Consider the following 23733-nt stretch of genomic DNA (forward strand, 5'->3'; position numbering starts at 1 on the left):
CGACCGGCCTATGCAGCGACGAAAAGTGGGAGTGAAAAATGTCCGCCTTCGTCCATCCCGATGAGATCCGCAGCCGGTTCTCGGCCGCCCTGTCCGCCCTGTACAGGGCCGAGGTGCCGCAATACGGCGACCTGCTGACGCTGGTGGCCGACATCAATACGCAGGCATTGAGGGCCGATGCGGGCGGTGCGGATCGGCTGGCGGCGTCGGGCGAGTTGGCGCGATTGTCTGAGGAGCGCCACGGCGCCATCCGCGTCGGCACGGCGGATGAACTGGCCACGATCGCGCGGGCCTTTGCGGTCATGGGGATGGAGCCGGTCAGCTATTACAATCTGGCGCCGGCCGGGGTGCCGGTGCATTCGACCGCCTTCCGGCCCGTCGATCCGGCGGCCCTGGCGCGCAATCCGTTCCGGGTCTTCACCTCCCTGCTGCGACTGGAGCTGATCGAGGACGCGGCCTTGCGTCAGGAAGCCGCTGCCGCCCTGGCCCGGCGCGACATTTTCACCCCCGGCGCGCGTGAGTTGATCGAGACGGCAGAGATCGCCGGCGGGCTGGACGAAGACCAGGCCGACCGGTTCGTGTCCGAACTGCTGGAAACCTTCCGCTGGCACGCCCAGGCCACCGTCAGCGCGCAGACCTATGAACGCCTGGTCGCCGCCCACCGGCTGATCGCCGACGTGGTCAGCTTCAAGGGCCCGCACATCAACCACCTGACGCCGCGCACCCTGGACATCGACGCCGCCCAGGCCGCCATGCCCGAACGCGGCATCACGCCCAAGGAAACCATCGAGGGCCCGCCTGCGCGCGCCTGCCCCATCCTGCTGCGCCAGACCAGTTTCAAGGCGCTCGAAGAGGCCATCGCCTTCCCCGGCGCCGACGGGACCACCGCCGGAACCCACACGGCCCGCTTCGGCGAGATCGAGCAGCGCGGCTGCGCCCTGACCCCCGCTGGACGCGCGCTGTATGACGCCGCCCTGGCGTCCAAGGACTTCTCGACCCTGCCCGACGACTGGGACGCCCTGCGACGGGGCGGCCTGGCCTGGTTCCGCTATCGCGCGACGCCGCAGGGCCTGGCCGCCGGCGCGGACACCGCAGACCTCGAAGACCTGATCACCCTGGGCCACGTCGTCGCCGAGCCGATCACCTACGAGGACTTCCTGCCCGTCAGCGCCGCCGGCATCTTCCAGTCCAACCTGGGCGCCGAGGCGCGCGGCGCGGCCTACGCCGTCGATCCCGCCAAGTCCGACTTCGAACAGGCCCTGGGTCGCTCGGTGCTGGACGAGATGGCCCTGTACCAGGCGGAGCAGGACGCGTCGGCGGCCGCGACGTTGAAGGCGCTGGGACTAGCGGAAGCAATATAATTCCTCCGCTCATTCAGCGACGGCGGGGATCCGGAGCCTTGCCTGATCCGCGTCCCCGGATCATAGACGCGGCCGTGAACCCGTCCGCCTCCCCGTCCGTGCGCCGTTATGATCTGGACTGGATTCGGGTCGGCGCCTTCGGCCTGCTCATCCTCTATCACGTCGGCCTGGTCTATGGCGTGTACGGCTGGCACATCCACAGCGTCCACACCTTCGAATGGCTGCGCGAAGCCATATTGATCACCAATCCCTGGCGGCTGACCCTGCTGTTTCTGGTGTCGGGGGCGGCGCTGCGGTTCATGACCTTCCGGCGCACGCCGCGCGAGGTGGCCCGCGCCCGGTTCGCCCGTCTTGTTCCGCCCCTGATCTTCGGTTCGCTGGTGCTGGTCCCGATCCAGTCGTGGATCGAGGCGATGGACAAGGGCGGCTGGCCCAACGGCCTGTCCGGCTACGCCGCCTGGATGGTGCATGAGTTCAGCTGGAGCGGCCTGGCCGACGGCGTGCCGGTCAACCACCTTTGGTTCATCGTCTATATCGCCGTCTACAGCATCGTCGCCGTGCTGCTGTGGCGCCAGCCCGGCCTGATCGACCGGTTGGGCGACGGGTTGGAAAGGGCGCTGCGGGGGCCGCGCGTGCTGATGGCGCCCATCCTCTATCTGATCGCCATCCGCATCCTTCTGTTCCCCTGGTTCGGCGTGACCAACACCCTGCACGCCGACTGGTACAATCACGCCCTGTCGCTGGGCGCCTTCGTCTTCGGTTTCAGCATCGTGGGCCGCGAGAGCATCTGGCGCGACATGGAGCGCTATCGCTGGGTCGCCCTGGGCCTGGCCGCCGTCGCCCTGCCGATCATGATGGCCCAGGTCTGGCATCCGGGCGGCCGAGCCTTCTGGGGCGTGCCCAAGGCCGTCGTCTACGGCCTGGACCAGTGGGTGGTGATCGCCGCCATCCTGGGCTTCGGCAGCCGGCATCTGCGCGACCGGGGCGGGCCGGTGCTGAAATATCTGACCGAGGCGACCTTCCCCCTCTATCTGGCGCACCAGACGGTGCTGGTCGTCGCCGTCTGGATCATCCGCCCGGCCTCCCTGCCCGCCCCGCTCGAGGCGCTGTTCCTGATTCTGGCCACCTTCCTGGGCAGTCTGGCGATCTACGAAGCGGTCAAACGCATCCCCGCCATCCGCCCCCTGTGGGGGCTGAAGCCGCTGGACGATCGGCCTTGGCCGCTCGACCTTCGCGCCTTTCGCCGCCCGAGAGGCCGTTATCTGGGACGGCGCCGGCTGCTGGCGGTGGGCGTGGCCGCCCCGCTTCTGGCCCTGACGGTGGTGGCGGCCGCCATCGCCGCCTATCCGGGCTTCGACAACGCCACCCAGTATCTCAGCGAGCTGGGCGGTGCGACGGCTCGTGCGCCGATGATCTTCAACGGCGGGGTCTTCGTCTCCGGCGTCATGGCGGCGCTTGCGGGCGTCGGCTTCGGCCTTGCGGTCTACGCCCTGACCGGCGCGCGGGTGGCCGGCGCGGTGATCGCCGTGGTCTTCGTGCTGGCGGGCGCGGGCATGTCCGCCTCGACCCTGTATCCCTGGCCCGACCCGCGCCACATGGTCATCAATCTGGCGCTCGGCATCCAGTTGGCCCCCCTGCTGCTGCTCTGGGGCCTGGCCGCCCGACGCGACCTGCCCCGGCTGAAGATCTTCCTCGTAGCGACCTTCGTCGTCATGGCGATCCTGACCGTGCTGACCAAGCATCTGGTCCTGCCGGGAACGGTCAACGACGCCAATGTCGGCTGGTGGGAACGGGCCTATGCGATCGTGCTGGTGTGCTGGGTGGGGGTTGCGGCCTGGGTTCTGGATCGTAAACTGCTGCAGCTTGCCGCTGAATCGCCGCGTGGCGGCCATTCTGTCGCCGCCTAGGCCGTCGCGGGGCGCGCTCTTCCCCATATTTTTCGCGCCAATCAACATTGCGTGATTGAAAATCGCGCGAATGTGATCGACTATAGTCGAACTGCTGCGGTGCAGCATTCTGCGTCGTCCAAGCTTCCAGGACGACGACCGATCACACGGGGGCAGCTAGAGCGGCATGAACACGCTGGCGATCCGGCCTGTCGAACAGGCTGAAATCGAGACGACCGATCGCGGGCTCTCCGGGCCTGCCTGGTCATGGCTGCCTGACGAGGCCCCGCTGGCCATGCCGGTCCAGTCCCTGACGGCGCCCGACGCCGTGGCCGACATCACCCCCGCCACCTCGCCACGCACTGTAGCCGCGCGCCGCCTGATGCTGCTGGCGGGCACCATCGCCCTGACCAGCCTGTCGGCGATTACGCCCTTCTACCTGTACGCCCGCAAGGGCTGGGACGGGACCGAGATCCTGGCCTTCGGCATCTTCATGGTCCTGATCACCGCCATCTCCTGCTGGTTCGTCAGCGGCCTGATGGGGCTGTTCGTCATGCTGCGCGACAAGGACCAGGCCGACCTCGCCTTCTCGCCGCACCCGCCGCATCCGCGCACCCGCACGGCCCTGCTGATGCCGCTGTACAACGAGGACGCCCGCGCCTCCTTCGCCCGCCTGGCCATGATCGACCAGTCGCTGGCCCGCCTGGGCGCGGCCTCGGCCTTCGACATCTTCGTGCTCAGCGATTCGACCAAGGAAGACGCCGCCGCCTCTGAGCGTTCGGTCTTCCAGGGCTTCCGCCTGACGGCCAACTGCAAGGCCTTCTACCGCCGCCGTACCGACAACGCCGAGCGCAAGGCCGGCAACCTGGCCGAATGGGTCCGTCGTTTCGGCGGCGCCTATGAGAACATGATCGTCCTGGACGCCGACAGCACCATGGCCGGCGAGACCCTGTTGCGCATGGTCGACGCCATGGAACGCAATCCCGGCGTGGGCCTGATCCAGACCGCCCCGGTCATCATCAAGGCCCGCACCATCTTCGCCCGCGTGTCTCAGTATTCGGTGCGTCTGTACGGCCGCGTCGCCGCCGCCGGCCTGGCCTACTGGACCGGTTCGGAATCCAGCTACTGGGGCCACAACGCCATCCTGCGCACCCGCGCCTTCGCCGCCTGCTGCGGCCTGCCGCACCTGAAGGGCCGCAAGCCCTTCGGCGGTCACGTCATGAGCCATGACGTCGTCGAGGCCGCCTTGATGCGCCGCGCCGGCTGGGCCGTCCACGTCACCGCCGCCCTGGACGGATCGTGGGAAGAGACCCCGCCGTCGATCACCGACTTCATCCGCCGCGACCACCGCTGGTTCCAGGGCAACCTGCAACACCTGGGCCTGATCGGCGCCAAGGGCCTGTCGCCCATGAGCCGCCTGCAGCTGGCCATGGGCTGCATGGCCTATCTGTCCTCGCCCCTGTGGCTGGCGTCGCTGATGGTCGGCCTGTTCATCCAGATGTTCTATCCGGTCGATTGGTCCAGCTTCTTCTACATCCTGAACCCCCAGTTCACGCCGTTCATGCTGGCCTCCTTCCTGTCGGGCGTGCTGCTGATCGGACCCAAGTTCATGGGCGCCGCCCTGGTCCTCAGCCGTCCGGCCGAGCTGCGCGCCTTCGGCGGCCGCCGCGCCATCGCCAAGGGCATGGCGGCCGAGATCGCCCTGTCGGCCATCCTGGCCCCCATCCTGATGGTCGCCAACACCAAGGCCTTCATCCAGATCGTCTCGGGCCACGACACCGGCTGGTCGACCCAGCAGCGCGAGGCCGACGGCCTGGCCTGGTCCGACGCCTTGCGCGCCATGCGCTGGCAGATGATCGTCGGCGTCGGCTTCATGATCCCGCTGTGCGTCCGCCCTGACCTGGCCACCTGGTTCGCCCCGATCGTCCTGCCGCTGCTGCTGGCCGCACCCATCGTCGTCTGGACCTCGCGCGTCCGTTCGGGCGACGCCCTGGCCGCCAAGGGCTATCTGGTCACCCCGGCCCAGGACGGCGTCAGCGTCAATCCGGCCGTCCTGCACACGCCGCGCTCGCCGCTGCGTGCGGTCGCCGGCGGCGTCCTGGCCCCCGTCGCCGCCCCGGCGATGGTCCCGGCCCGCGCGCCCGAGCTGTAACCTTCACCGATGCGGCGCGGCCACACCGCTGCGGGAACCGCTACAGCCAAGCTCGACGCGGCCGTCGTTTCACATCACCTTGATTTCGTATCGTTTGCGGGAGATGTGATTCCATGGCCAAGAACAGCGGCGCCGACGCCAAGCCCGACCTGCGGCTCGTCGCGGCCGAGGCCGAGGTCTATGATCTGATGCGCGCCCCCGAAACCACCGCCGAACGTGTCAAACGCCTGCAGCTCGAGGCCCACGCCCTGGCGCTGGAAGAGATCGAGGCGCTGGAGAAGCTGCTGCTCGACGCCGCCGCCAAGGCCCGCGACATCGCCAACGGCGGCGACGCCTATCCGGTCGGCGCGCGCGAAATGGCCTCGCGCCTGGCCGCCGATCTGCCCAACAAGGCCGAGACCATCAAGACCATCGTCCACCGCGTCGGCTGACAGACGGAACGACCGTCCGCGTCGTCCGCTTTCCGAGGGCCCCAAGCCTTCAGGAGAGCCTGCCATGGACGACCGTTTCAACGCCCGCGCCGAAGATACCGCCGACAAGGAACGCGCCATCCAGCGCGACATCGACCGGACCGATCAGGCCCAGAGCGATGACAAGGGTGATGAAAAGGACAAGGGCGCGGTCCAGGCCGGCGCCCGCGCCTATCCCGAACCGCCCTTCCCCGAACAGCACCAGACCAAGCCTGGCGACGAGGCGGCGCTGGACCCCGCGCCGATGTATGACGCACCCTTCTGGAAGGGCTCGGGCAAGCTTGAGGGCTTCGCCGCCCTGATCACCGGCGCCGATTCCGGCATCGGCCGCTCGGTCGCCGTCCTGTTCGCCCGCGAGGGCTGCGACGTCGTCATCTGCCATCTGGACGAGGACGCCGACGCCGAGACCACCAAGGCCGCCGTCGAGACCGAGGGTCGCCGCGCCGTGGTGCTCAAGGGCGACGTCTCCGACCCCGCCTTCGCCGAGGCCGCAGTCAAGGCCACCCTGGACGCCTTCGGCCGCCTGGACGTGCTGGTGCCCAACGCCGCCTTCCAGGAACACGTCAGCGCCTTCGAGGACCTGACCTACGACCATTTCGACCGCACGCTGAAGACCAATCTCTACGGCTATTTCAACATGACCAAGGCGGCCGTCCCGCACATGAAGACCGGCGGCGCCATCGTCATGACCGGCTCGGTCACCGGGCTTCAGGGCAACAAGGACCTGCTGGACTATTCCCTGACCAAGGGCGGCATCCATGCCTATGCCCGCTCGCTGGGCACCCATCTGGCCCCACGCGGCATCCGCGTGAACGTGGTCGCGCCCGGCCCGGTCTGGACCCCGCTGAACCCTGCCGACAAGGACGCCGAAAAGACCGCCCAGTTCGGCGCCCAGACGGTGATGAAACGCCCGGCCCAGCCGGAAGAGATCGCCCCCGCCTACGTCTTTCTGGCCTCGCCCCAGATGTCCAGCTTCATCACCGGCGAAATCCTGCCCATCATCGGCGGCTATTCGGGCGGCTGAGGCGCGCCCGCAATCCATGAGTTCTTGCCGGCGGGGGTCCAGGTCTCCGCCGGCGCCCATGCGTTGCGGCCGCCCTGCCATTGGGCGACCAGCAGCGCCTCAGGATCGACCTCGACGCCTTCAAGCCGCGCCTCGCAGCTGATTCCGTTCACGCGCGAGCGCATCCGGATAGACAGTTCGCCCTCACCCGTCGGGGTCAGCCACTCTTCCTTGAAATCGCGCGACATCCCGAACCACGCCCCGGCCGTCCGCACCGGCTCATCATTGACGATCAGCCGCTCCTGCGCCCAGCCAATCCAGGTGAAGGCGTTCTCCACCCGTACGATCGCGTTGCCGATGCGATAGACCCAGGCCTGTCCGATCAGATGCATGTCCGCACCCTAGCGCCTGTGTCGAAATCCGCCCTGCGACCAAGCGTCCGGAGGATTGGGGAGGGTTCAGCTCACGCCAGCACGTCGTCGTAATCGGGATGCCGCTTGTGCCACGCCACGGCGTAGCTGCACCGGGGGAACAGCTTCAGCCCCTTCTCGCGCGCATGATCCGCCATCGCCTGCATGAACCGCCCCGCCGCGCCCGATCCGCGCAGCGCCTGTTCGGCCTCGACATGCAGGATCATCCGGGCGTCGCCCTTCACGGCGTAGTCGGCCCAGACCAGGCCCGACCCCTTGTCGTCGTCGAACGTCTGCTCGAACCGGTTGTCGGCCTCTGCGTCTTTGAACTGTCCCATGCGTCTCTCCTTTGACGGATCAACCGCCAGGGCTGCACGGACGTTCCCTAAGGCTCAGATAGGCTTGTCGTTCAGCAGGTTCAGCAGGCCGATGACGCTCTTGATCGTGAACCAGACGCTGAGCAGGAACCACGCCAGCAGAAACAGCAGCAGGAAGGGAATGCCGATCAGCACGACCGAGGCCACGGCGCTGACCGCGATCCCGACCCAGGCCGCGATGGTCCACCAGAACACCGACCAGAACAACGCGATCTGCGCGTCGATATGCTGGCGCGCCACGCCCGTCGCCGTCCCCCGCGTCACATAGGACACCACCAGCCCGACCAGCACCAGCACATTCGCGCTGGGGATCGACAGGATGAACAGCGCCCAGGCGATCAACGCCCCGACCTTGCCCTCGGACTCGCGTCCGGCGATGAAATTGGGTTCGTTCGTCATCGTCGGTCCTTCAAAACAGCCAGCTGCGGGGGTTGGGAACGGCCTGACCGCTCTTCAGTTTCAGCACCCCGAACGCCCCGCGCGCCAGGAGCCACACCGCCAGCACGAACAGCACGAACACGCCGATGTTGACGACCACCAGCACGGCCCCCAGCACCGCGGCCACCACCGCACCCCACAGGGTGCGCTGCTGATAGACGAAGTGGCTGGCGGCCAGCGCCTCGTCCGGCGGCTCGCGCCGCGTCACCGCCAGCAGCGCCACCAGCCCCGACACCCCCAGCGTCGGCACCGCCATCAGGATCAGCACATAGATGGCGTACAGCCCCATCGGCACGACCGGCGCCTCGACCCTGCGGTTCAGCTGGTCGCGCACATGGGCGTGGGGCGCAGCGTCGCGGGACTTCGCCGCCGGCTGCGCAAAGGCCGCAACCGGCGTCGTGTCGGGGTTCGACCGATCGAACGGTCCCGGCTCCGGCGGATCGAACAGATCCCGCTCGGGCTCTTCGCCAGAAACCGGCACAGCCTCCGCCTCGCGCGCCCGTCCGGCCAGAGACGACGGCGAGACGAAGCCGACATGGGCGTCATGATCGTCGTGATCGGCCGCGGGGTCTTTCGGATCGCCGGGTTCGGCCATGGATATCGAACGCTTTCCTCGTGCCGGACGACCGGCTGGATATGGCGCGGACAATGGCCGCCCCGGCGATCGGACGCAACCGCCTCAGCGCGCCAGAACGATCTCGCACCCCGGCGCCACAACGCCCACCAGCGCACCCGGCTTCTCGATCCGCACCATTGCGCGCAGCACCCGCCGGTCTTCCAGGCACGCCCGCGCCAGCCGTTCGGCGAAGGTTTCGACCAGGCCGACATGCCCCTCGGCGGCGATGGCGCGAGCCGCATTGGCCACGGTCTCATAGTTGATGGTGTCGCCCAGCCGCTCGATGGGTCGGGGCTCCAGCTCCAGGGTCACGTCGATCACCAGCCGCTGCAGCCGCCCCTGCTCGTGGTCATAGACCCCGATCCCGGCCTCGACCTCCAGCCCGCGCACGAACACGCTCAGCCGCTCGAAGCGCAGCGGCTCATCCGCCGGAAACGGCGTCACGTGAGAGGAGGAAACCACGCGCTACTCCTGGATGTCGGGGGTGCGCCAGGCCAGGTGCTGGCCCCCATCGACGGCGATCATCTGGCCCGTCACCATGCGGGCGTCAATCAGCCACAGCACGGCCTGCGCCACCGCCTCGGGGCTGCCGGGCGTTTCCAGCAGTGTGGCGCGCGCCTCGGCCGCGAACTCCTCGGGCGTCTGGTGGATCGACGGCAGGGTCGGCCCCGGCCCCACCCCATTGACCCGGATGCCCGGCGCCAGCGCCTGGGCCAGGGTCTGCGTCGCCCACCACAGGCCGTTGCGCGACAGGCTGTAGGAGAAGAAGCGCGGATCCGGCTTCAGAACCTTCTGATCCAGCAGGTTGACGATGGTCCCCTCCACCGCCTGGGCGGCGAACGCCTCGGCCAGCACGATGGGCGCCCTCAGATTGGTCTCGACATGCCGGTCCCAGCTGTCGCGCGTCAGCCCGCCGACCCGGTCGTCCTCGAACACCGAGGCGTTGTTGACCAGCACGCCGACCGGCCCCAGCGCCTCGACCGCCGCCGGCACCAGCGCCCGCACCCTGGCCTCGTCCGCCAGGTCCGCCTGCAACAGGCACGCGCGCCGCCCCAGGCCCGCGATCTCGTCGGCCAGGGTCCGGGCGTCCTCGCCCGACGCATGATGATGGATCGCCACGTCGAACCCGGCCTGGGCCAGCGTCAGACAGATGGCCCGCCCGATCCGCCGCGCCCCGCCCGTGACCAGGGCGACGCCCCTCGCCGGATGGGACGCGGGCGCGCCGGTGTCAGTCAACCCGACCGAACTCGAACGCATTGAAAGCCGCGATGACGGCCACGAAGCCGAAGATGATGCCGAGAGCCAGCATGGGATGCTCCTGTTGTCCGTCTTCGACTAGAGCGGACCGGGTCGGGGTTCAAGCGGGGATGAGACTATAACTATCTGCGTAGTTCAGATCGCGGGTGCCGAAGGCTTCGATGCCGAGCTCGTGCCAGTGCCATCGCGCCAAGTCCGAATGATGGATGGCTGTCATTCCATCGGCGTGCGCGTCTTCTCGGTCGCCATCGCTGATCCGTTCCGCGCAAATCAGAAGATCATAGGTAAGGGGTGCGTCGATAGAGAGTGCGCTCCAAAGATCGCTGGCGTGTAGGTAGCATCTCACGCCTAGTCTCATTTCGCCCAAGATGACGATCCTGACCGAGTCGGCGTCGTCTTTAGACTGATCGAAGCGCCAGCCATATGCGGCCAGTAGGCCGTGACAGAAAGCGCTGTAATCGTCTGGGCCATTTGATCGAGACACGTCCAACGCTAAACTGGCTATGAGTGTGCGTCTACTAGGTTCGGGATGCGGTAGAATCTCGACTTGATAGTTCTGCGGACCGAGCTGAACTTGACGAGGTCCGAATTCGCTCCAATTCCGAGGAAAAAATATCTGAATAACTCTCGCAGAGGATAGATCGAAATCTTCCGAAAGGAGATCGTGGACGGCCTTGCGCAGTAGTTGATCGATCACGTCGGTCGGCTTGTACCGCGTGACGCCGACCAAGCCAAAGAAGGGCAACCTGCTCTTGGATGTCCGGACGTAACCTAACCACTCGTCCCCAAGGTCAATGATCATATCGACGAGGAGCGCAACTGTGCGAGAAGCGTGGTCGGCCGCCGTGAGGCGATGTTCGACGACCGGTCGCTCGCGGCGGTGTTGGGATACGATCCAGACGATGTCCGCGTTGACATCGCTATTCGCCACTTCCTCGATCGAGGATCGCCTAACCTGAAGCGGATAGTAGCCAAAAGGCCTTACTTGGATGAGATGATGCAAGGTGCCGGGACTTGAGTGTTTCTCAGCCAGTGTCGCCATAGCAGGGAGGTGTCGAGGGTCGCCTTGGAGAATGCCGATAAACAGGCCGCCCAAAAGCCGCAGGTGGGGGCTGTCGGCGACGCCGATGGCACCTGAGGGCAAGGGTGGGGCCAGATGATGACCTGGCAAGTTCAGTTTTTTGATGACGTAGCGGCCGACGCCGCCAAGACCTGCGACCCAAGCGTGAAGAGGGAGCCCTATGTGATTTGGCTCATTTTGGCGGACCATAAGAGCGATCTCGCGCAGCCCCATTGCTTTAGCTAGAGTTCGGAGTTCGGCGAATGTCGGGCCTGAAGGAATGGTGACGTTGGTCCTGACCTCAACACGATCCTCGACAATCTCCACATCGACCGTTCGGGGTAGAGCCGCACCCACCACGGCAAGCGACCGAACTAGGTCGCGTTTCGCTGCCGGCAAGAAGACTTGCGTCGTAAGCCAGACGTCGGCGGTCACTTCGGAGTTTCGTCTAAGGCTTTCATAACCGGCCTGGACGTGATCGCATTGCAGCTTGGCCCCTCCGCAGAAGCCCGCGACCTCCATGGCAATAAGCGGCCAGCTTTCTAGAGCGCCTTCGAGCAACCAGGCCATTAGGGTCGGCCGAATCTCATAAACCGAGCCGAGTGCTTCGGCGTTGTTACGAAGGCGGAATGACCACAGGGCGTGATCACCGATCTCGACGGATGCATCGTTCCATTCGGAGCGAACCGAAGAGGCCGGAGGGTTGATCTCTCGAAAGGCGATGACGCGATCTTCTTCATCGACAATCTGAGTCACGAGGTGGTTCGCCCCCGCATAGGGCTGGAAGACCGGAGTCAAAAACCCTGGTGCATCTGGCATCAGATCGAGATAGCCGCAGAGACGCGCCATCAGCCGATACTCTCGCCGAGTATGCCTTTGCGACGGTAATAGGCCATGCAGACTTCTGTCAGCGAACCCGCGTACTCCATCGGGCGCATACGCGAAACGACGCTGTATGGAATGACTTCGACTCCATGGTCGCGAAGACGGCCTGCTGAGCTGCTGGCTTCGAAGGTCGATGGGACGATAACGGCTTCGACGGCCTCCGTGAGTTTGATCTCTTCCTGCGTCTGAATCTCAACCCCAGCGCCGCGACTGTCGATTGCGTTGCCGTTGCGCGCGCTGATCAGTTCAAGATAGGAGCGGGCCTCGAATTCTTCGGGATCGATATCACCGAGCTTGGGATCCTTCGAATAGAGGTAAGCGGCATTCGATCCGTAGAAGCGCGAGACGAGACGACCCGGCGTGTCGGGAGATGGGGTCAGCTCGAAGTCCTGAAGCGCCATCAGCTTGTGGAAGTAGGCTGCGTAGAAGCGGTGGTGAAAGGCGCCGCTGTCGAACGGAAAAATGCGTTTTATTCGTAGCGCAAAGTCGGGACGAAGGATCAGGCAGACCGGAAGATAATGGTCGAGACCTGTGGGCTCTTCTTGCGCGTTGGGCCGGAACGACGGTCGACCGTAAAAGAAATAGGTGAGACGTTCGCCAGCGAACACAGTGCAGGCTTGGGGCGTAATCGCATCCTCTTCGGCCATATCAACAAACCGGTAGGCGTCAGTGCTGTGAACCATAGGCAACTGCGTAGAGAGGGGTTCGGCAGCCTGCACGAACCGCTTCATCCGGCCATTCTTGGACATCGATACCCCCGCGACTCGTTGCGGAGAAGCGTGACGCTAAAGGCGAACGCAGACAAGCGAGGGGTGGAATTTATCACGCAAAGGTTGCGAGGCCGCGTCGGCATGCCCCACGTTGGGGATTGGGCGAGCGAATCATGGGTCGCGAAGTGGCTTAATCAACTCCTCCTTCCCTCCCGCCCCCAAAGATGATCGAACATCCCGCCACACCACGGCAGGGAGCGAACACACCCATGACCTGGCGCATCCACGTCGAACCCTTCACCCGCCCGCTATTCTTCGCCTGGTCTCGCCTCACGCGCGGCAAGACGCTGGGCGTGCGGGCGGTGGCGGTGGATGCGCAGGGGCGGGTGCTGATGGTCCGGCACACCTATCTGGCCGGCTGGTGGTTGCCGGGCGGCGGGGTGGATCGGGGCGAGACGACCCAGGCCGCCGTGGTGCGTGAACTGCATGAAGAGGCCGGGCTGATCGCGCGGGCGGCGCCGCGCCTGGTCTCGATCCATTCCAACGAGCGCTTCTTTCCCGGCGACCACGTCGTCGTCTTCCGCCTGGACGACTTCGACCAGGGCGAGCGCACCAGCCATGGCGAGATCGCCGAGGTCGGCTGGTTTTCGCCCTCCGACCTGCCCGCCGACACCAACCGGGGCTGTCGCGCGCGTCTGGCCGAGATCTTCGACGGCGCCCCGGTCGATCCCGACTGGTGAAATCCCGCAGCCGTCTCCTCCCTATCGCGTAGCGATGGGGAGGTGGCGCGGCGCGTCTTCGCGCCGTGACGGAGGGGTTCTGCACCGCATCGCCGCCGCCTGTGGGACGTCAAGAACCCCTCCACCACGCTTCGCGCGGTCCCCCTCCCCACGCTGTGGGGAGGAGACGTCGTGCGTCCGCATCTGACGCAGGCGCGTGCCAGCGTTCGTCCATGACCCAAGCCGCCCCCGTTTATCGCGTCCGTTCGCAGCAAGTCTGGGACCTGGCCCGCGACGACTATCTGGCGGGCGAGCCGGCGCGCGTCGTCTGCCGCCGCTACGATCTGGGCCTCTCGGCCTTTCGCGTTCGCGCCCGCAAGGCGGGCTGGCGGCTACAGGATCAGGACGATCCCGACATGTATGATCCCGCCGTCGAGCTTGAAGACATCGAGGACATCGACCTGTCGGCCATGGCCCTGTCGGCGCGGCGTCGCCTGCAACTGTCGCTGATGGACGGCGAGGCGACCGAGGCCCTGCGCTGGCTCAAGATTTTCGAGACCCTGTCGTCCATGGCGCCCGAAACGCCCGCCGAAACCCCGCCCGCCGAAACCCGGAATGTGCACAGATTGCACCCTGATTTTTCGCCCGCCGCGCCCGATCTGGACGATCTGGACGAAGTGCACACATTGCACCCTGTTTTCGACGACGCCGGATCCGATCTGGACGAAGTGCACAGATTGCACCCTGTTTCGACGCCGCCCGCCCCTAAACCCCTGAACCGCGCCGAACGCCGCCGCCTGCGTCGCGCCGGCCGCCTCAAGCCGCCCTCCGCATCCGGCGAAAGCCGTGCTAGCCAGGGGCCATGAACCCGTCCCTGCTCGCCATTCTCGTCGTCATCCTGGCCGGCGGCGCCACCGCGCTCCAGGCGCCGACCAACGCCAAACTGGCCACGGCGGTCGCCTCGCCGGTCAATGCGGCCTTCATCTCCTTCGCGGTCGGCACGACGGTGCTGGGGATCGTGGCGGCCCTGATGCACACGCGGCCGGACTTCGCCGCCACGCGCGCCCTGCCCTGGTACGCCTGGCTGGGCGGGGCCTACGGCGCCTGTTTCGTGGTCGCCGCCGCCTGGGGCGTACCGCGCCTGGGCGTGGCCATGACCATCACCCTGATGGTCGGCGGCCAGCTGCTGCTCAGCCTGATCCTCGACCATTTCGGCGCCCTGGGCGTGCCGCGCCAGCCGCTGAACCTCGGCCGCATCGCCGGCGTGGGCCTGGTTCTGGCGGGCGTCCTTCTGGTTCGCCGGTCGTGAGCCTATATCCCCCCGGATGACCGAGGAGACGCTCGATTCGAACCTGACGGCCGCCGCCCTGATCGCCGACGAGGCGCGTCGGGCGCCGGACAAGCCGGGCGTCTATCGCATGTACGGCGAGGACGGCTCGTGCCTCTATGTCGGCAAGGCCAAGTCGCTGAAGAAGCGCATCGTCCAGTACGCCCAGGGCCGGTTCCACACCCAGCGGATCGGCCTGATGGTGGCCCAGACCCGGTCGATGGAGCTGGTGGTCACGGCGTCCGAGACCGAGGCCCTGCTGCTGGAATCCAACTTCATCAAGAAGCTGAAGCCGCGCTTCAACGTCCTGCTGCGCGACGACAAGTCCTTCGCCGAGCTGATGATCCGCAGCGACCACCGCGCGCCCCAGGTGAAGAAGCATCGCGGCGCCCACACCACCCCCGGCCACTACTTCGGCCCCTTCGCCTCGACCTGGGCGGTCAATCGGACGCTGAACACGCTGCAGAAGGCCTTCCTGCTCCGATCCTGTTCCGACAGCGTCTACGAGACCCGCACCCGCCCCTGCATGCTGCACCAGATCAAGCGCTGCTCGGCCCCCTGCACCGGCCTGATCTCGCTGGAGGACTATGGCGAACTGGTCACCGAGGCCGAGCAGTTCCTGCGCGGCAAGTCGCGCGCCGTCATCGGCCGCCTGTCGCAGGAGATGCAGGCCGCCTCGGACGAGATGGACTTCGAACAGGCCGCCCGCGTGCGCGACCGCATCCGCGCCCTGTCGGCCATCTCGATGGAGAACTCCGTCAGCGCCGACAGCGTCGCCGAAGGCGACGTCTTCGCCCTGCACTCCGACGGCGGCCAGGCCTGCGTTCAGGTCTTCTTCTATCGCGCCGGCCAGAACTGGGGCGGCCGCGCCTATTTCCCGCGCGTGGACAAGACCGACACCGATCCCGAGATCCTGGCCGCCTTCCTGGGCCAGTTCTACGAGGACAAGCCGATCCCGCGTCTGATCCTGTCCAACGTCCGCCCGCACGAGCTGGAGTTGCTGGAAGAGGCCTTCTCGATGAAGGCGGACCGCAAGATCGAGATCGTCCGGCCCCAGCGCGGCGAGAAGCTGGCCCTCGTCGACCACGCCCTGACCAACGCGCGCGAGGCCCTGGGTCGCCGCCTGGCCGAAAGCTCGGCCCAGGGCAAGATCCTGGACGAGGTCTGCGAGGCCTTTGGCCTGGAGACCCGGCCCGAGCGGATCGAAATCTACGACAACGCCCATATCCAGGGCACGAACGCGGTCGGCGGCATGGTCGTGGCCGGCCCCGACGGCTTCCAGAAGTCCCAGTATCGCAAGTTCAACATCCGGGGCGAGGATCTGACGCCCGGCGACGACTACGGCATGATGCGCGAGGTCATGCGCCGCCGCTTCGCCCGCCTGGTCAAGGACGAGGAAGAGGGCGAGGACGCCGTCCGCCCCGACCTTTTGCTGATCGACGGCGGCGCGGGCCAGTTGGCCGAGGTTCTGGCGGTCCTTGCCGACCTGGGTCTGGACGACATCGCCGTCGTCGGGGTCGCCAAGGGGCCGGATCGCGACGCGGGGATGGAAAAGTTCTTCATACCCGGCAAGCCCCCCTTCATGCTGCCGCTTAAGTCCCCGGCCCTCTACTACCTGCAACGGCTGCGCGACGAGGCCCACCGTTTCGCCAACGGCGCCCACGCCAAGCGCCGCTCGATGGACATCAAGAAGAATCCCCTCGACGAGATCGAAGGCGTCGGCCCCGGCCGCAAGAAGGCCCTGCTGCACGCCTTCGGCTCCGCCAAGGGCGTCGGTCGCGCCTCGGTGTCGGACCTGGTCAAGGTGGACGGCATCAACCAACCCCTGGCCGAACGTATCCACGCCTTCTTCAGGAAGAGCTGACCCGCCTCACCATTCCAGCAGAGCCAGTCCGGGGATGTCGCGAAAGTCGTCGCCATTGCAGGTCACCAGAGTCGCGCCCGAAGTTATCGCCTGCGCCGCAATCATCCGACCCAGAACCTTGCGTCGAGAGAAGCCGCAGGTCTCGACGATCACGCGATAGGCTTGCGCCTCAACCGACCCGAACGGCAGGACCGGCACGACGTCCAACAGGGCGTCCAGCCTCGCGCGGCGTTCGTCGGCGTCGACATCTTGTCGTCCGAGGTCGGCTTCAAGCTCCACGCGGCTGACGACCGACAGCAGAAGCGGCGGGTCAAGGGCGTCTATCCGCTCGTCGATCAGCGCATCACCATCCCGCAGATGAATGGCGACATTGGTGTCGAGCATATAGGCCACGCCTCAGAGACCCTGCCGTTCCGGGATTTCGACTTCTTGGCGGATCGCGATGCTGGAGGGCTTGGGCAGGCTGCGCAACTTGGCCAGCATCTCCTTGACGGACTTCTGTTTGGGGGAAATCGTCACGACATCGCCCTTGCGCTCGATCTCGACCTCGACGCCGGGTCCGAACGAGATTTCCTTGGGCAGGCGCACGGCGTCGCTGTTGCCGCTGCGGAATGTTCGACTGGTGACGGACATGACGAGCTCCTTCGTATACACGCGTATACACGATTTATCGCCGCCGCTCAAAGCGCTACAGGCGCAGCATGAGCCAAGCAGAAGATGAACTGACCGCCGGCTACCGCCGCTTCCGGGCCGAGCACTGGCCGACGGCCCATGCGGAATATGAGGCCCTGGCCCAGGGCCAGAAGCCGCACACCCTGATCGTGGCCTGCTCCGACAGCCGCGCCGATCCGGCCTTGATCTTCGACGCCGCGCCGGGCCAGCTGTTCGTGGTCCGCAACGTCGCCAATCTGGTGCCGCCGTATGAGCCCGACGGCCGGCTGCACGGCGTCTCGGCGGCGCTGGAGTTCGGGGTCAAGGTGCTGAACGTCAAGCGGATCGTGGTCATGGGCCACGCCCACTGCGGCGGGGTCAACGCCATGTTGCACGGCGCGCCCGACAGTTGCGCCGACTTCGTCGCTCCCTGGGTCGCGCAAGGCACGCCCGTGGTCCAGCACGTCGCCGAGACCGTCTCGCCCGATCAGCTGGAGCGCGCGGCCGAGGAGGCCATCGTCCGCCTGTCGATCCGAAACCTGCGCACCTTCCCATGGATCGCCGAGCGCGAAGCCAAGGGTGAGCTGGAGCTCAGCGGTCTTCATTTCGGCATCGCCGAGGGCGCCCTGACGGTCATGACCGACAAGCCGCGGTTCGAACCGTTGGCCTGACCGGCGAACCGTGTCACACCCGGCGCGTTGCAACGGACATGACGATGACCACCGCCCACCGCGCCAACCCCATTCCCAACATCCTGACCGGCATCCGCTTGGCCGCCGGGGTGGTCATGTTCCTGATCCTGGCGGGGGCGACCAGCGGCTTCCCCCTGGCTGACCAATGGATGAGCCCGGCCGATCAGTTCTCGCTCTATCGCACCGCCTTCTGGATCTTCGTCATCGCCGCCTCGACCGACTGGATCGACGGTTTCCTGGCGCGGCGCTGGAACGCCACGACCCGCTGGGGCGCCATCCTTGATCCGATCGCGGACAAGGTGCTGGTCACGGGCGCCATCCTGGGTGTGCTGACTTCGGGCTCGGTGCCGCAGATCATCATTCCCTGCGGCCTGATCCTGTTCCGCGAGTTCGCCGTTTCGGCCCTGCGCGAGACGATGGCCGGGCGGATCGAACTGCCCGTCACCCTGGCCGCGAAGTGGAAGACGACCCTGCAACTGGTGGCCCTGGCCTGCCAGCTGTTCGCGCGCAACTGGGACGGCTTCGGCCTGTCGCTGGATTGGCTGGACGAGTTCCAGTATTTCTCGGACGTGCTGATCTGGCTGGCCGCCATCATCACCCTGTGGACGGGCTGGCAGTATTTCCGCGAGGCCCGTCGCCAGATGCGGGACCTTTAAGGCCTCAGCGTCAGACCGGCCGGCGTCGCCTCGAAGGCCGATAGGCGCCCCAGATAGCTCATGCCCAGCAGGGAATATTCCAGCCCCTGCTCGACGATCAGGGCCTCGACCTTGTCCACCCGCGCCCCGGCGACCGAGACCGACTGCAGCTGAACCGGCGCCGCGCGCACCACTCCGGATGCAGTCTGGACCCGGCCGGTGAAGGCCGCCGGCTCGGGATCGACGCCCAGGCGCTGGGCGTCCGCCCGCGTCAGGGCCACGACGCTGGCGCCGGTGTCCACCAGAACGCGCACGGCCCGTCCCTCGATCTTGGCCTGGGCCCAATAGTGACCGTCCGCGCCCTTGACGACCTGGGCGGCCGTGCCCGAGGCCTTGGCGATCGGTGCGCTCGCGACCGGGAGCGGCGCGGTGGCGGCCAGGGCGGTGTCGCCGCCCTCCAGATGCCGGATCGTCATCGCCGTGGCGAACGAGGCCACGAGGGCGACGCTGAGGACGACGACGGACTGGAAATCGATGCGAACCATGCTCCCTGTCTAAGGAGACGAGGTTTGAATGCCGTGAAACGACGTGGCTGACGAAAGCTTAAACCCCGTCGCACGCTAACCCAGTTTGGCCGGATCGACCTGGGCGCGCCGCGACGGGAGGTCTGCCATCACGGCCGCGCGTTGGTCGTCGGTCAGCGCGCGCCAACCCGCGATCTCCTTCAAGGTTCGAAAACAGCCCAGGCACAGGCCGCTTTCGCCATCCACGGCGCAGACCATGACGCAAGGCGTGGCGATGGCCTTGGGCGGGCTCGGCCTGTTCGGGGGCGACGCGCTCAATGTGACAACGGAAAGAAAAACACTCCGACTCCTGACGGATTAAATTGCAAATTCACCAAACTGTCTTATATTGGCCAGTGACGCGAAACGACTGACGGTGGAATTCCATTGGTACGACGCGTCTCTTTTCATCGTTCTGCGAAAGGAGACGCCAAGATGAACGATAAGGAGCGTAACCTCCAACACGCCATGATGTCCTTCGCCCTGTGGGGCGGGATGCTGGTCAATAGTCGGCACATGCCGTCGAACTCGGGACGGGCGGTCAGCCATCCGTCCAACTTCGTACCCTATACGATCAAGAAACGCTGAGCCTCTGATCGAGGCCAGCATGCGGAAGCCCCGGTTCTAGCCGGGGCTTTTGCAATTGCGGCTTGCCTGACGCGGCGTTCGCGGTCGATGACGGGTGACAGCAACGGAGACGACGCATGGGCCTGATCGCTGAGGAAAGAAGAGGCGCGATCCTGATCTGGACGCTGAACCGCGAAGCGCGGCTGAACGCCCTGCCCGACCTGACCGACGGCGACGAGTTCGCTGCGGCCTGCGCGCGGGTCAATGCGGATGCGTCGGTGCGGTGCGTCGTCCTGACCGGCGCCGGCCGCGCCTTTTCCGCCGGCGGCGATCTGACGGCGATGCGCGATCGGCGCGACCTGTTCGAGGGATCAGGCGCCGAGATCCGCGAGCGGTATCGCCAGGTGGTACACCGCATCGTGCGGTCGCTGTACGATCTGGCCGTGCCGCTGGTGTCGGCGGTCAATGGCCCGGCGATGGGTTTGGGCTGCGGCATCGCCGCCACCGCCGACATCCGCATCGCCTCCGAACGGGCCAGCTTCGGCGTGCCCTTCCTGAAGCTGGGCATCATCCCCGGCGACGGAGGCGCCTGGCGGCTGCCACGCGACGTCGGCTACGCCCGCGCCGCAGAAATGCTGTTCACCGGCCGCAGCATCGACGCCGAGACCGCCGAGCGCTGGGGCCTGGTCAATCGCGTCGTGCCGCACGATCAGCTGATGGAGGAAGCCCTGGTCACCGCCGGCCAGATCGCGGCTCAGCCGCCCCAGGCCCTGAGGATGGCCAAGACCCTGATGCGTCAGGGCCGCGACCAGACCTTCGAGCAGATCCTGGAGATGTCGGCCGCCATGCAGGCCCTGGCCCACATGACCGAGGACCATCTAGAGGGCGTGAACGCCGTGCTGGAAAAGCGGCCAGGCGTCTTCACCGGCCGCTGATCTGTTTCCTTACTGCGGACGCATCGCCTGGTTCGGGCCGACACCGACGGCGACCGCGCGCTTGGCGCCCGCCGTCTCGCCCGGCTTCATGAACTTGACCAGCACGCGCTGACCGATCAGCAGCGGGGCGTCGCCGGCCGAGGCGACGACCTCGACCACCCGTTCGTCGGTGCGCTGCGAGGGATCGTCGGAGGCCAGTTTGCGGGCGCCGAACACGGCTGCCCGGCGCATGACGGCCCCGATATAGACCTTGCTGGTGTCGCCTTCCGGCGTGATCTCGACGGCCTGACCGTCGGTCAGGTTGGGCAGGTCGCTTTCGACCACCTCGGCGCGGACGATGCGCGGCGCATCCGGCTCCAGGTCGAACATGGTCGAGACGTTCAGGGTCGAGGCGCCGGCGCCGGGATTGGCGTAGCGGCGCACGATTCGGCCCGCGCTCGGCGCCCGGATGACGGTCAGCTCCTGATCATAGCGCGCCTGGGCCAGCTGGGCCCGTGCGGTCTGGACGGCGGCGGTTTGCGAGCCAAGGCGGGCCTGGGCCGTGGCGATGGCGTCCTGGGCTTGGTCGATGCGCTGGGCGGCGACGAAGTTGGTGGCCACCAGCCTTTCAAGTCGGTCGTGCTCGCGCTGGGCGGTGCGGATGTCGACGCGGATCTGGGCCAGCTGGCTTTCGGCCTGGAACACGGCGGCCTGAGCGCTCTGGACGGCGAGGCGGGCCTCGTCGTCTTCCTGACGGGCCAGAATCTGGCCGGCGACGACGCGGTCGCCCTCCTGCACCAGCACATCGCGCACGATGCCGCCGCGACGGGCCGCGATCTGGATGATGCCGCCCTCGACATCGACCTTGCCGTTGGCGATGGCGGCGTAGGGGCTCTCGACCTTGGTGGCGGCGGCCTTGTCCTGCGCTTCCTTCTTGGTCTTGGCGGCGGACTGGAACAGCATGAAGCCGACCACCAGCACGATGACCAGCAGCAGGCCGAGCCAGGTGCGTTTTTTCTTCAGAAAGCCGGGCATGGGCGTGTCGTCCTAAGGGATTTCGTCATTGTGTTCAGTGGGACGCCAGGATGGCGTTCGGATCGGGTATGCGGCGCTGGTCGTCCAGGATCTTGCCGTCCTCGATATGGATGACCCGGTCGGCCCAGGCCTCAAGGCGCGGATCGTGGGTCACGCAGATCACGGCGGCGCCGTGTTCGGTGGCGGCGCGGCGCAGCAGCTTGATCACCACCTGGCCGTTCTCGCCGTCCAGGGCCGAGGTCGGTTCGTCAGCGAACAGGATCTTGGGGTCCTTGGCCAGGGCGCGGGCGATGGCGACGCGCTGCTTCTCGCCGCCCGACAGGGCCGCCGGCCGCTGGTGCAGGCGATGGCCCAGGCCGACCTCTTCCAGCGCCGTCGTGGCGCGCTTCTTGGCCTGACCCGAGGTCAGCCCCTGGAACTTCAGCACGGTCTCGACCTGCTGCAGCGCCGTCAGCGCCGGGAACAGGTTGAAGCCCTGGAAGATGAAGCCGCAATTATCCAGGCGGAACTTGTCGATCCGGCCCGAGGAGTATTTCCACAGGTCGTCGACGTCCAGCACGTCCACCCGCCCCTCTTCCGGCCGCAACAGGCCCGACAGCGCCGCGATCAGGGTGGACTTGCCCGAACCCGACGGTCCCATGACCATGGTCAGGTCGCCGTGCTTGGCGTCGAAATCGACACCCTTCAGCACCTCGACCCAGGCCTTGCCGGACTTGAACCGCTTGACCAGACCCTTGGCCTCGATGGCGAAGTCGCCGTGCTTGCCGTGAACTTTCGTATGAATGTTCATCGCAGCAGGTCCGCCGGTTGGCTATTCTTGAGGATACCCAGCGACAGCAGGCCCGACACCATGGCGATGGCGATCAGGCCGATGCCGACGGCGAGCAGGAGCGAGAAAGGCAGGGCGATGATCACAGCGCCCATCTTGGCCAACAGCGACACCAACCAGGTCAGGAAGATCGCCGCCGCCACGCCGACCACGCCGACCCAGAAGCTGAGCTCGACCACGATCCGCCGCAGCGATCCCATGCCCACGCCCAGCGCGCGCAACGAGGCGAACTCCTTGATATTGGCCATGATGGCGCCGCGCAGCGTCTGCCAGGTGATGGCCACGCCGATGATGATCCCCAGAACCACGCAGCCGCCGATGATGATGACCAGAATGCCTTCTTCGAACATGGCGCCGGCGTTGGCCTCGGCCAGTTGCGACTTGGTCCAGGCCTTCCACTGGCCGGCGCCCATGGCGTTCAGCTGGGCGACGACGATGGGGGCGCGCGCCGGATCGCGCAGCTTGACCATCAGGGGGCCGACGCGGGGGCCGGTAGACGCCTGGCCCAGCATCCGCAGGGTGTCGCGCGACATGACCACGCCCGGCTGCATCATGTTGGGATAGCCGCGCGTCACGCCGACCACGGTGACGGTCTGGCCGTTATACAGCGCCTTGTCGCCCAGCTTGACGCCCAGGGTCGTCAGGGCCGTCTCGTCCACCGCCACGGTGTAGGGCTGTCGCAGGGCGTCGACCAATTCCTGGGAATAGTCGGTCGGGATGGTGACCGAGCCGGGCCGTGTGTCGATGATGCTGGCCTGGACGAACTTCTGACGCGGCGCGCCCTGACTGGCGCTGTCGGCCTGGCTCTTGGTCGGGTCCACGTTCTTGATGTTCTGGAAGGTGCCGCCGTCGCCGTCCAGCGGCATGACCTCGACCACTTCGGGGTGGTTGTAGGCCAGCGGAATGAAGCGACGCGGCACGCCCGAAGGCCCGCCGATCAGGCTCTTGGCGCCGGGCTGCATGATGAAGATGTCCGCGCCCGACCGTTCGATCGTCGCGGTGAATCCCTTGCCGATGCCGATGAAGACACCGGTCATCGCCAGGACAAGCAGCCCCGACAGGGCCAAGGCCATGACCGCCGCCATGTAGCGACGCCATTCGAAGAGCAGTGTGGAAAGCGCAAGCGACATCGTCGTCGATAAATCCCCGGTATGGCGCCTATCTGAGCGTGAGCCGTGTCACCGCCAAGTTAAATCGGGGTAAGGGTGCGTCTTCCTCGACGTTGCGCGCTGCAAATGCGGAGGTTAAGGCCGCGATGGCCTCTTGGCGTCGCCCTTCAAACGGCGCTAGTTACAAAATAACAGGCGGGACC

Annotated in this window: 28 protein-coding genes; 13 read left to right on the forward strand and 15 right to left on the reverse strand. The window is 66.6% G+C overall.

Going from position 1 to position 23733, the window contains the following annotated elements:
- The first annotated feature begins 38 nt into the window (after positions 1–38).
- From hglS to ACODSC_RS13655, 5 genes are all read left to right on the forward strand, one after another.
- Positions 39–1361: a 2-oxoadipate dioxygenase/decarboxylase HglS gene (gene hglS / locus ACODSC_RS13635; RefSeq protein WP_488814531.1), complete on the forward strand. Its 1323-nt coding sequence runs from the start codon at positions 39–41 to the stop codon at positions 1359–1361.
- 38 nt (positions 1362–1399) lie between these two features.
- Complete coding sequence (locus ACODSC_RS13640) at positions 1400–3268, forward strand: acyltransferase family protein (RefSeq protein WP_488814532.1); 1869 nt, start codon at positions 1400–1402, stop codon at positions 3266–3268.
- Between the two features lie 166 nt (positions 3269–3434).
- A complete protein-coding gene (gene mdoH / locus ACODSC_RS13645) occupies positions 3435–5399 on the forward strand; it encodes a glucans biosynthesis glucosyltransferase MdoH (protein ID WP_488814533.1) in 1965 nt (654 codons plus the stop codon).
- A 113-nt stretch (positions 5400–5512) separates the two neighbouring features.
- Positions 5513–5830, forward strand: coding sequence for a hypothetical protein (locus ACODSC_RS13650; RefSeq protein WP_488814534.1), 318 nt, complete (start codon positions 5513–5515; stop codon positions 5828–5830).
- 64 nt (positions 5831–5894) lie between these two features.
- Positions 5895–6893, forward strand: a complete 999-nt coding sequence (locus ACODSC_RS13655; protein WP_488814535.1) for an SDR family oxidoreductase — start codon at positions 5895–5897, stop codon at positions 6891–6893.
- Here ACODSC_RS13655 and ACODSC_RS13660 read toward each other — a convergent pair.
- From ACODSC_RS13660 to ACODSC_RS13695, 8 genes are all read right to left on the reverse strand, one after another.
- The gene (locus ACODSC_RS13660) at positions 6878–7264 is read right to left on the reverse strand and encodes a hypothetical protein (RefSeq protein WP_488814536.1); all 387 of its coding nucleotides are present in this window, start codon (positions 7262–7264) and stop codon (positions 6878–6880) included. The two genes, ACODSC_RS13655 and ACODSC_RS13660, sit on opposite strands and share 16 nt — an antisense overlap.
- A gap of 71 nt (positions 7265–7335) precedes the next feature.
- Positions 7336–7620, reverse strand: coding sequence for a GNAT family N-acetyltransferase (locus tag ACODSC_RS13665; RefSeq protein WP_488814537.1), 285 nt, complete (start codon positions 7618–7620; stop codon positions 7336–7338).
- A 54-nt stretch (positions 7621–7674) separates the two neighbouring features.
- Positions 7675–8058 carry a hypothetical protein gene (locus tag ACODSC_RS13670; RefSeq protein ID WP_488814538.1) on the reverse strand — a complete coding sequence of 128 codons (384 nt, stop codon included), beginning with the start codon at positions 8056–8058 and terminating at the stop codon, positions 7675–7677.
- 10 nt (positions 8059–8068) lie between these two features.
- Positions 8069–8692, reverse strand: coding sequence for a hypothetical protein (locus ACODSC_RS13675; RefSeq protein WP_488814539.1), 624 nt, complete (start codon positions 8690–8692; stop codon positions 8069–8071).
- A gap of 84 nt (positions 8693–8776) precedes the next feature.
- A complete protein-coding gene (gene folB / locus ACODSC_RS13680) occupies positions 8777–9175 on the reverse strand; it encodes a dihydroneopterin aldolase (protein ID WP_488814540.1) in 399 nt (132 codons plus the stop codon).
- Positions 9176–9178: 3 nt separating this feature from the next.
- A complete protein-coding gene (locus tag ACODSC_RS13685) occupies positions 9179–9949 on the reverse strand; it encodes an SDR family oxidoreductase (RefSeq protein ID WP_488814541.1) in 771 nt (256 codons plus the stop codon).
- Positions 9950–10070: 121 nt separating this feature from the next.
- Entirely contained in the window at positions 10071–11879 is a 1809-nt protein-coding gene (locus ACODSC_RS13690) for a hypothetical protein (RefSeq protein ID WP_488814542.1), read from the reverse strand.
- A complete protein-coding gene (locus ACODSC_RS13695; protein WP_488814543.1) occupies positions 11879–12664 on the reverse strand; it encodes a hypothetical protein in 786 nt (261 codons plus the stop codon). Before ACODSC_RS13695 ends, ACODSC_RS13690 begins: the two co-directional genes overlap by 1 nt.
- A 230-nt stretch (positions 12665–12894) precedes the next feature.
- Here ACODSC_RS13695 and ACODSC_RS13700 point away from each other — a divergent pair, with 230 nt between their 5' ends.
- The 4 genes from ACODSC_RS13700 (at position 12895) to uvrC (ending at position 16535) form a co-directional block, all read left to right on the forward strand.
- Entirely contained in the window at positions 12895–13365 is a 471-nt protein-coding gene (locus ACODSC_RS13700) for an NUDIX domain-containing protein (protein ID WP_488814544.1), read from the forward strand.
- A gap of 212 nt (positions 13366–13577) precedes the next feature.
- Positions 13578–14210: a hypothetical protein gene (locus tag ACODSC_RS13705; protein ID WP_488814545.1), complete on the forward strand. Its 633-nt coding sequence runs from the start codon at positions 13578–13580 to the stop codon at positions 14208–14210.
- Positions 14207–14653 carry a DMT family transporter gene (locus ACODSC_RS13710; protein ID WP_488814546.1) on the forward strand — a complete coding sequence of 149 codons (447 nt, stop codon included), beginning with the start codon at positions 14207–14209 and terminating at the stop codon, positions 14651–14653. Before ACODSC_RS13705 ends, ACODSC_RS13710 begins: the two co-directional genes overlap by 4 nt.
- A 16-nt stretch (positions 14654–14669) precedes the next feature.
- A complete protein-coding gene (gene uvrC / locus ACODSC_RS13715) occupies positions 14670–16535 on the forward strand; it encodes an excinuclease ABC subunit UvrC (RefSeq protein WP_488814547.1) in 1866 nt (621 codons plus the stop codon).
- A gap of 6 nt (positions 16536–16541) precedes the next feature.
- Here the strand turns inward: uvrC and ACODSC_RS13720 are convergent, their stop codons facing one another.
- Both ACODSC_RS13720 and ACODSC_RS13725 read right to left on the reverse strand, forming a co-directional pair.
- Complete coding sequence (locus tag ACODSC_RS13720; protein ID WP_488814786.1) at positions 16542–16919, reverse strand: PIN domain-containing protein; 378 nt, start codon at positions 16917–16919, stop codon at positions 16542–16544.
- Between the two features lie 12 nt (positions 16920–16931).
- Positions 16932–17168, reverse strand: coding sequence for an antitoxin (locus ACODSC_RS13725; RefSeq protein WP_488814548.1), 237 nt, complete (start codon positions 17166–17168; stop codon positions 16932–16934).
- A gap of 68 nt (positions 17169–17236) precedes the next feature.
- Here ACODSC_RS13725 and ACODSC_RS13730 point away from each other — a divergent pair, with 68 nt between their 5' ends.
- Positions 17237–17857: a carbonic anhydrase gene (locus ACODSC_RS13730; protein ID WP_488814549.1), complete on the forward strand. Its 621-nt coding sequence runs from the start codon at positions 17237–17239 to the stop codon at positions 17855–17857.
- A gap of 44 nt (positions 17858–17901) precedes the next feature.
- Positions 17902–18534 (forward strand): CDP-diacylglycerol--glycerol-3-phosphate 3-phosphatidyltransferase, encoded by a 633-nt coding sequence (gene pgsA / locus ACODSC_RS13735; protein ID WP_488814550.1) that lies wholly within the window; start codon positions 17902–17904, stop codon positions 18532–18534.
- Here the strand turns inward: pgsA and ACODSC_RS13740 are convergent.
- Entirely contained in the window at positions 18531–19058 is a 528-nt protein-coding gene (locus ACODSC_RS13740; protein WP_488814551.1) for a retropepsin-like aspartic protease family protein, read from the reverse strand. The two genes, pgsA and ACODSC_RS13740, sit on opposite strands and share 4 nt — an antisense overlap.
- Before the next feature lie 75 nt (positions 19059–19133).
- Complete coding sequence (locus ACODSC_RS13745; RefSeq protein ID WP_488814788.1) at positions 19134–19295, reverse strand: DUF1289 domain-containing protein; 162 nt, start codon at positions 19293–19295, stop codon at positions 19134–19136.
- A 216-nt stretch (positions 19296–19511) separates the two neighbouring features.
- Between ACODSC_RS13745 and ACODSC_RS13750 the strand changes: the two genes are divergently transcribed.
- Positions 19512–19664, forward strand: a complete 153-nt coding sequence (locus tag ACODSC_RS13750; RefSeq protein WP_395945767.1) for a hypothetical protein — start codon at positions 19512–19514, stop codon at positions 19662–19664.
- A 116-nt stretch (positions 19665–19780) separates the two neighbouring features.
- Positions 19781–20578, forward strand: a complete 798-nt coding sequence (locus ACODSC_RS13755; protein ID WP_488814552.1) for a crotonase/enoyl-CoA hydratase family protein — start codon at positions 19781–19783, stop codon at positions 20576–20578.
- 9 nt (positions 20579–20587) lie between these two features.
- On the opposite strand, the gene ACODSC_RS13760 is transcribed toward ACODSC_RS13755, so the two are convergent.
- The 3 genes from ACODSC_RS13760 to ACODSC_RS13770 are packed head-to-tail and all read right to left on the reverse strand — an operon-like array spanning position 20588 to position 23551.
- Positions 20588–21592, reverse strand: a complete 1005-nt coding sequence (locus tag ACODSC_RS13760) for an efflux RND transporter periplasmic adaptor subunit (protein WP_488814553.1) — start codon at positions 21590–21592, stop codon at positions 20588–20590.
- 34 nt (positions 21593–21626) lie between these two features.
- Positions 21627–22382, reverse strand: a complete 756-nt coding sequence (locus tag ACODSC_RS13765; protein ID WP_488814554.1) for an ABC transporter ATP-binding protein — start codon at positions 22380–22382, stop codon at positions 21627–21629.
- Entirely contained in the window at positions 22379–23551 is a 1173-nt protein-coding gene (locus ACODSC_RS13770; RefSeq protein ID WP_488814555.1) for an ABC transporter permease, read from the reverse strand. Before ACODSC_RS13770 ends, ACODSC_RS13765 begins: the two co-directional genes overlap by 4 nt.
- Positions 23552–23733 lie beyond the last annotated feature (182 nt).

Source organism: Brevundimonas sp. FG128 (assembly GCF_057809775.1).

Excerpts from the sequence above, each read along its gene's own strand:
- ACODSC_RS13670 (WP_488814538.1), bottom strand. The coding sequence starts at position 8,058 with ATGACGAACGAACCCAATTTCATCGCCGGACGCGAGTCCGAGGGCAAG.
- pgsA (WP_488814550.1), top strand. The coding sequence starts at position 17,902 with ATGACCACCGCCCACCGCGCCAACCCCATTCCCAACATCCTGACCGGC.
- ACODSC_RS13705 (WP_488814545.1), top strand. The coding sequence starts at position 13,578 with ATGACCCAAGCCGCCCCCGTTTATCGCGTCCGTTCGCAGCAAGTCTGG.
- ACODSC_RS13770 (WP_488814555.1), bottom strand. The coding sequence starts at position 23,551 with ATGTCGCTTGCGCTTTCCACACTGCTCTTCGAATGGCGTCGCTACATG.
- ACODSC_RS13760 (WP_488814553.1), bottom strand. The coding sequence starts at position 21,592 with ATGCCCGGCTTTCTGAAGAAAAAACGCACCTGGCTCGGCCTGCTGCTG.
- ACODSC_RS13650 (WP_488814534.1), top strand. The coding sequence starts at position 5,513 with ATGGCCAAGAACAGCGGCGCCGACGCCAAGCCCGACCTGCGGCTCGTC.
- ACODSC_RS13740 (WP_488814551.1), bottom strand. The coding sequence starts at position 19,058 with ATGGTTCGCATCGATTTCCAGTCCGTCGTCGTCCTCAGCGTCGCCCTC.
- ACODSC_RS13675 (WP_488814539.1), bottom strand. The coding sequence starts at position 8,692 with ATGGCCGAACCCGGCGATCCGAAAGACCCCGCGGCCGATCACGACGAT.
- ACODSC_RS13655 (WP_488814535.1), top strand. The coding sequence starts at position 5,895 with ATGGACGACCGTTTCAACGCCCGCGCCGAAGATACCGCCGACAAGGAA.
- ACODSC_RS13690 (WP_488814542.1), bottom strand. The coding sequence starts at position 11,879 with ATGGCGCGTCTCTGCGGCTATCTCGATCTGATGCCAGATGCACCAGGG.
- ACODSC_RS13750 (WP_395945767.1), top strand. The coding sequence starts at position 19,512 with ATGAACGATAAGGAGCGTAACCTCCAACACGCCATGATGTCCTTCGCC.
- uvrC (WP_488814547.1), top strand. The coding sequence starts at position 14,670 with ATGACCGAGGAGACGCTCGATTCGAACCTGACGGCCGCCGCCCTGATC.
- ACODSC_RS13725 (WP_488814548.1), bottom strand. The coding sequence starts at position 17,168 with ATGTCCGTCACCAGTCGAACATTCCGCAGCGGCAACAGCGACGCCGTG.
- ACODSC_RS13665 (WP_488814537.1), bottom strand. The coding sequence starts at position 7,620 with ATGGGACAGTTCAAAGACGCAGAGGCCGACAACCGGTTCGAGCAGACG.
- ACODSC_RS13710 (WP_488814546.1), top strand. The coding sequence starts at position 14,207 with ATGAACCCGTCCCTGCTCGCCATTCTCGTCGTCATCCTGGCCGGCGGC.
- hglS (WP_488814531.1), top strand. The coding sequence starts at position 39 with ATGTCCGCCTTCGTCCATCCCGATGAGATCCGCAGCCGGTTCTCGGCC.
- ACODSC_RS13765 (WP_488814554.1), bottom strand. The coding sequence starts at position 22,382 with ATGAACATTCATACGAAAGTTCACGGCAAGCACGGCGACTTCGCCATC.
- ACODSC_RS13700 (WP_488814544.1), top strand. The coding sequence starts at position 12,895 with ATGACCTGGCGCATCCACGTCGAACCCTTCACCCGCCCGCTATTCTTC.
- ACODSC_RS13695 (WP_488814543.1), bottom strand. The coding sequence starts at position 12,664 with ATGTCCAAGAATGGCCGGATGAAGCGGTTCGTGCAGGCTGCCGAACCC.
- ACODSC_RS13720 (WP_488814786.1), bottom strand. The coding sequence starts at position 16,919 with ATGCTCGACACCAATGTCGCCATTCATCTGCGGGATGGTGATGCGCTG.
- ACODSC_RS13755 (WP_488814552.1), top strand. The coding sequence starts at position 19,781 with ATGGGCCTGATCGCTGAGGAAAGAAGAGGCGCGATCCTGATCTGGACG.
- ACODSC_RS13730 (WP_488814549.1), top strand. The coding sequence starts at position 17,237 with ATGAGCCAAGCAGAAGATGAACTGACCGCCGGCTACCGCCGCTTCCGG.
- ACODSC_RS13745 (WP_488814788.1), bottom strand. The coding sequence starts at position 19,295 with ATGGTCTGCGCCGTGGATGGCGAAAGCGGCCTGTGCCTGGGCTGTTTT.
- ACODSC_RS13660 (WP_488814536.1), bottom strand. The coding sequence starts at position 7,264 with ATGCATCTGATCGGACAGGCCTGGGTCTATCGCATCGGCAACGCGATC.
- mdoH (WP_488814533.1), top strand. The coding sequence starts at position 3,435 with ATGAACACGCTGGCGATCCGGCCTGTCGAACAGGCTGAAATCGAGACG.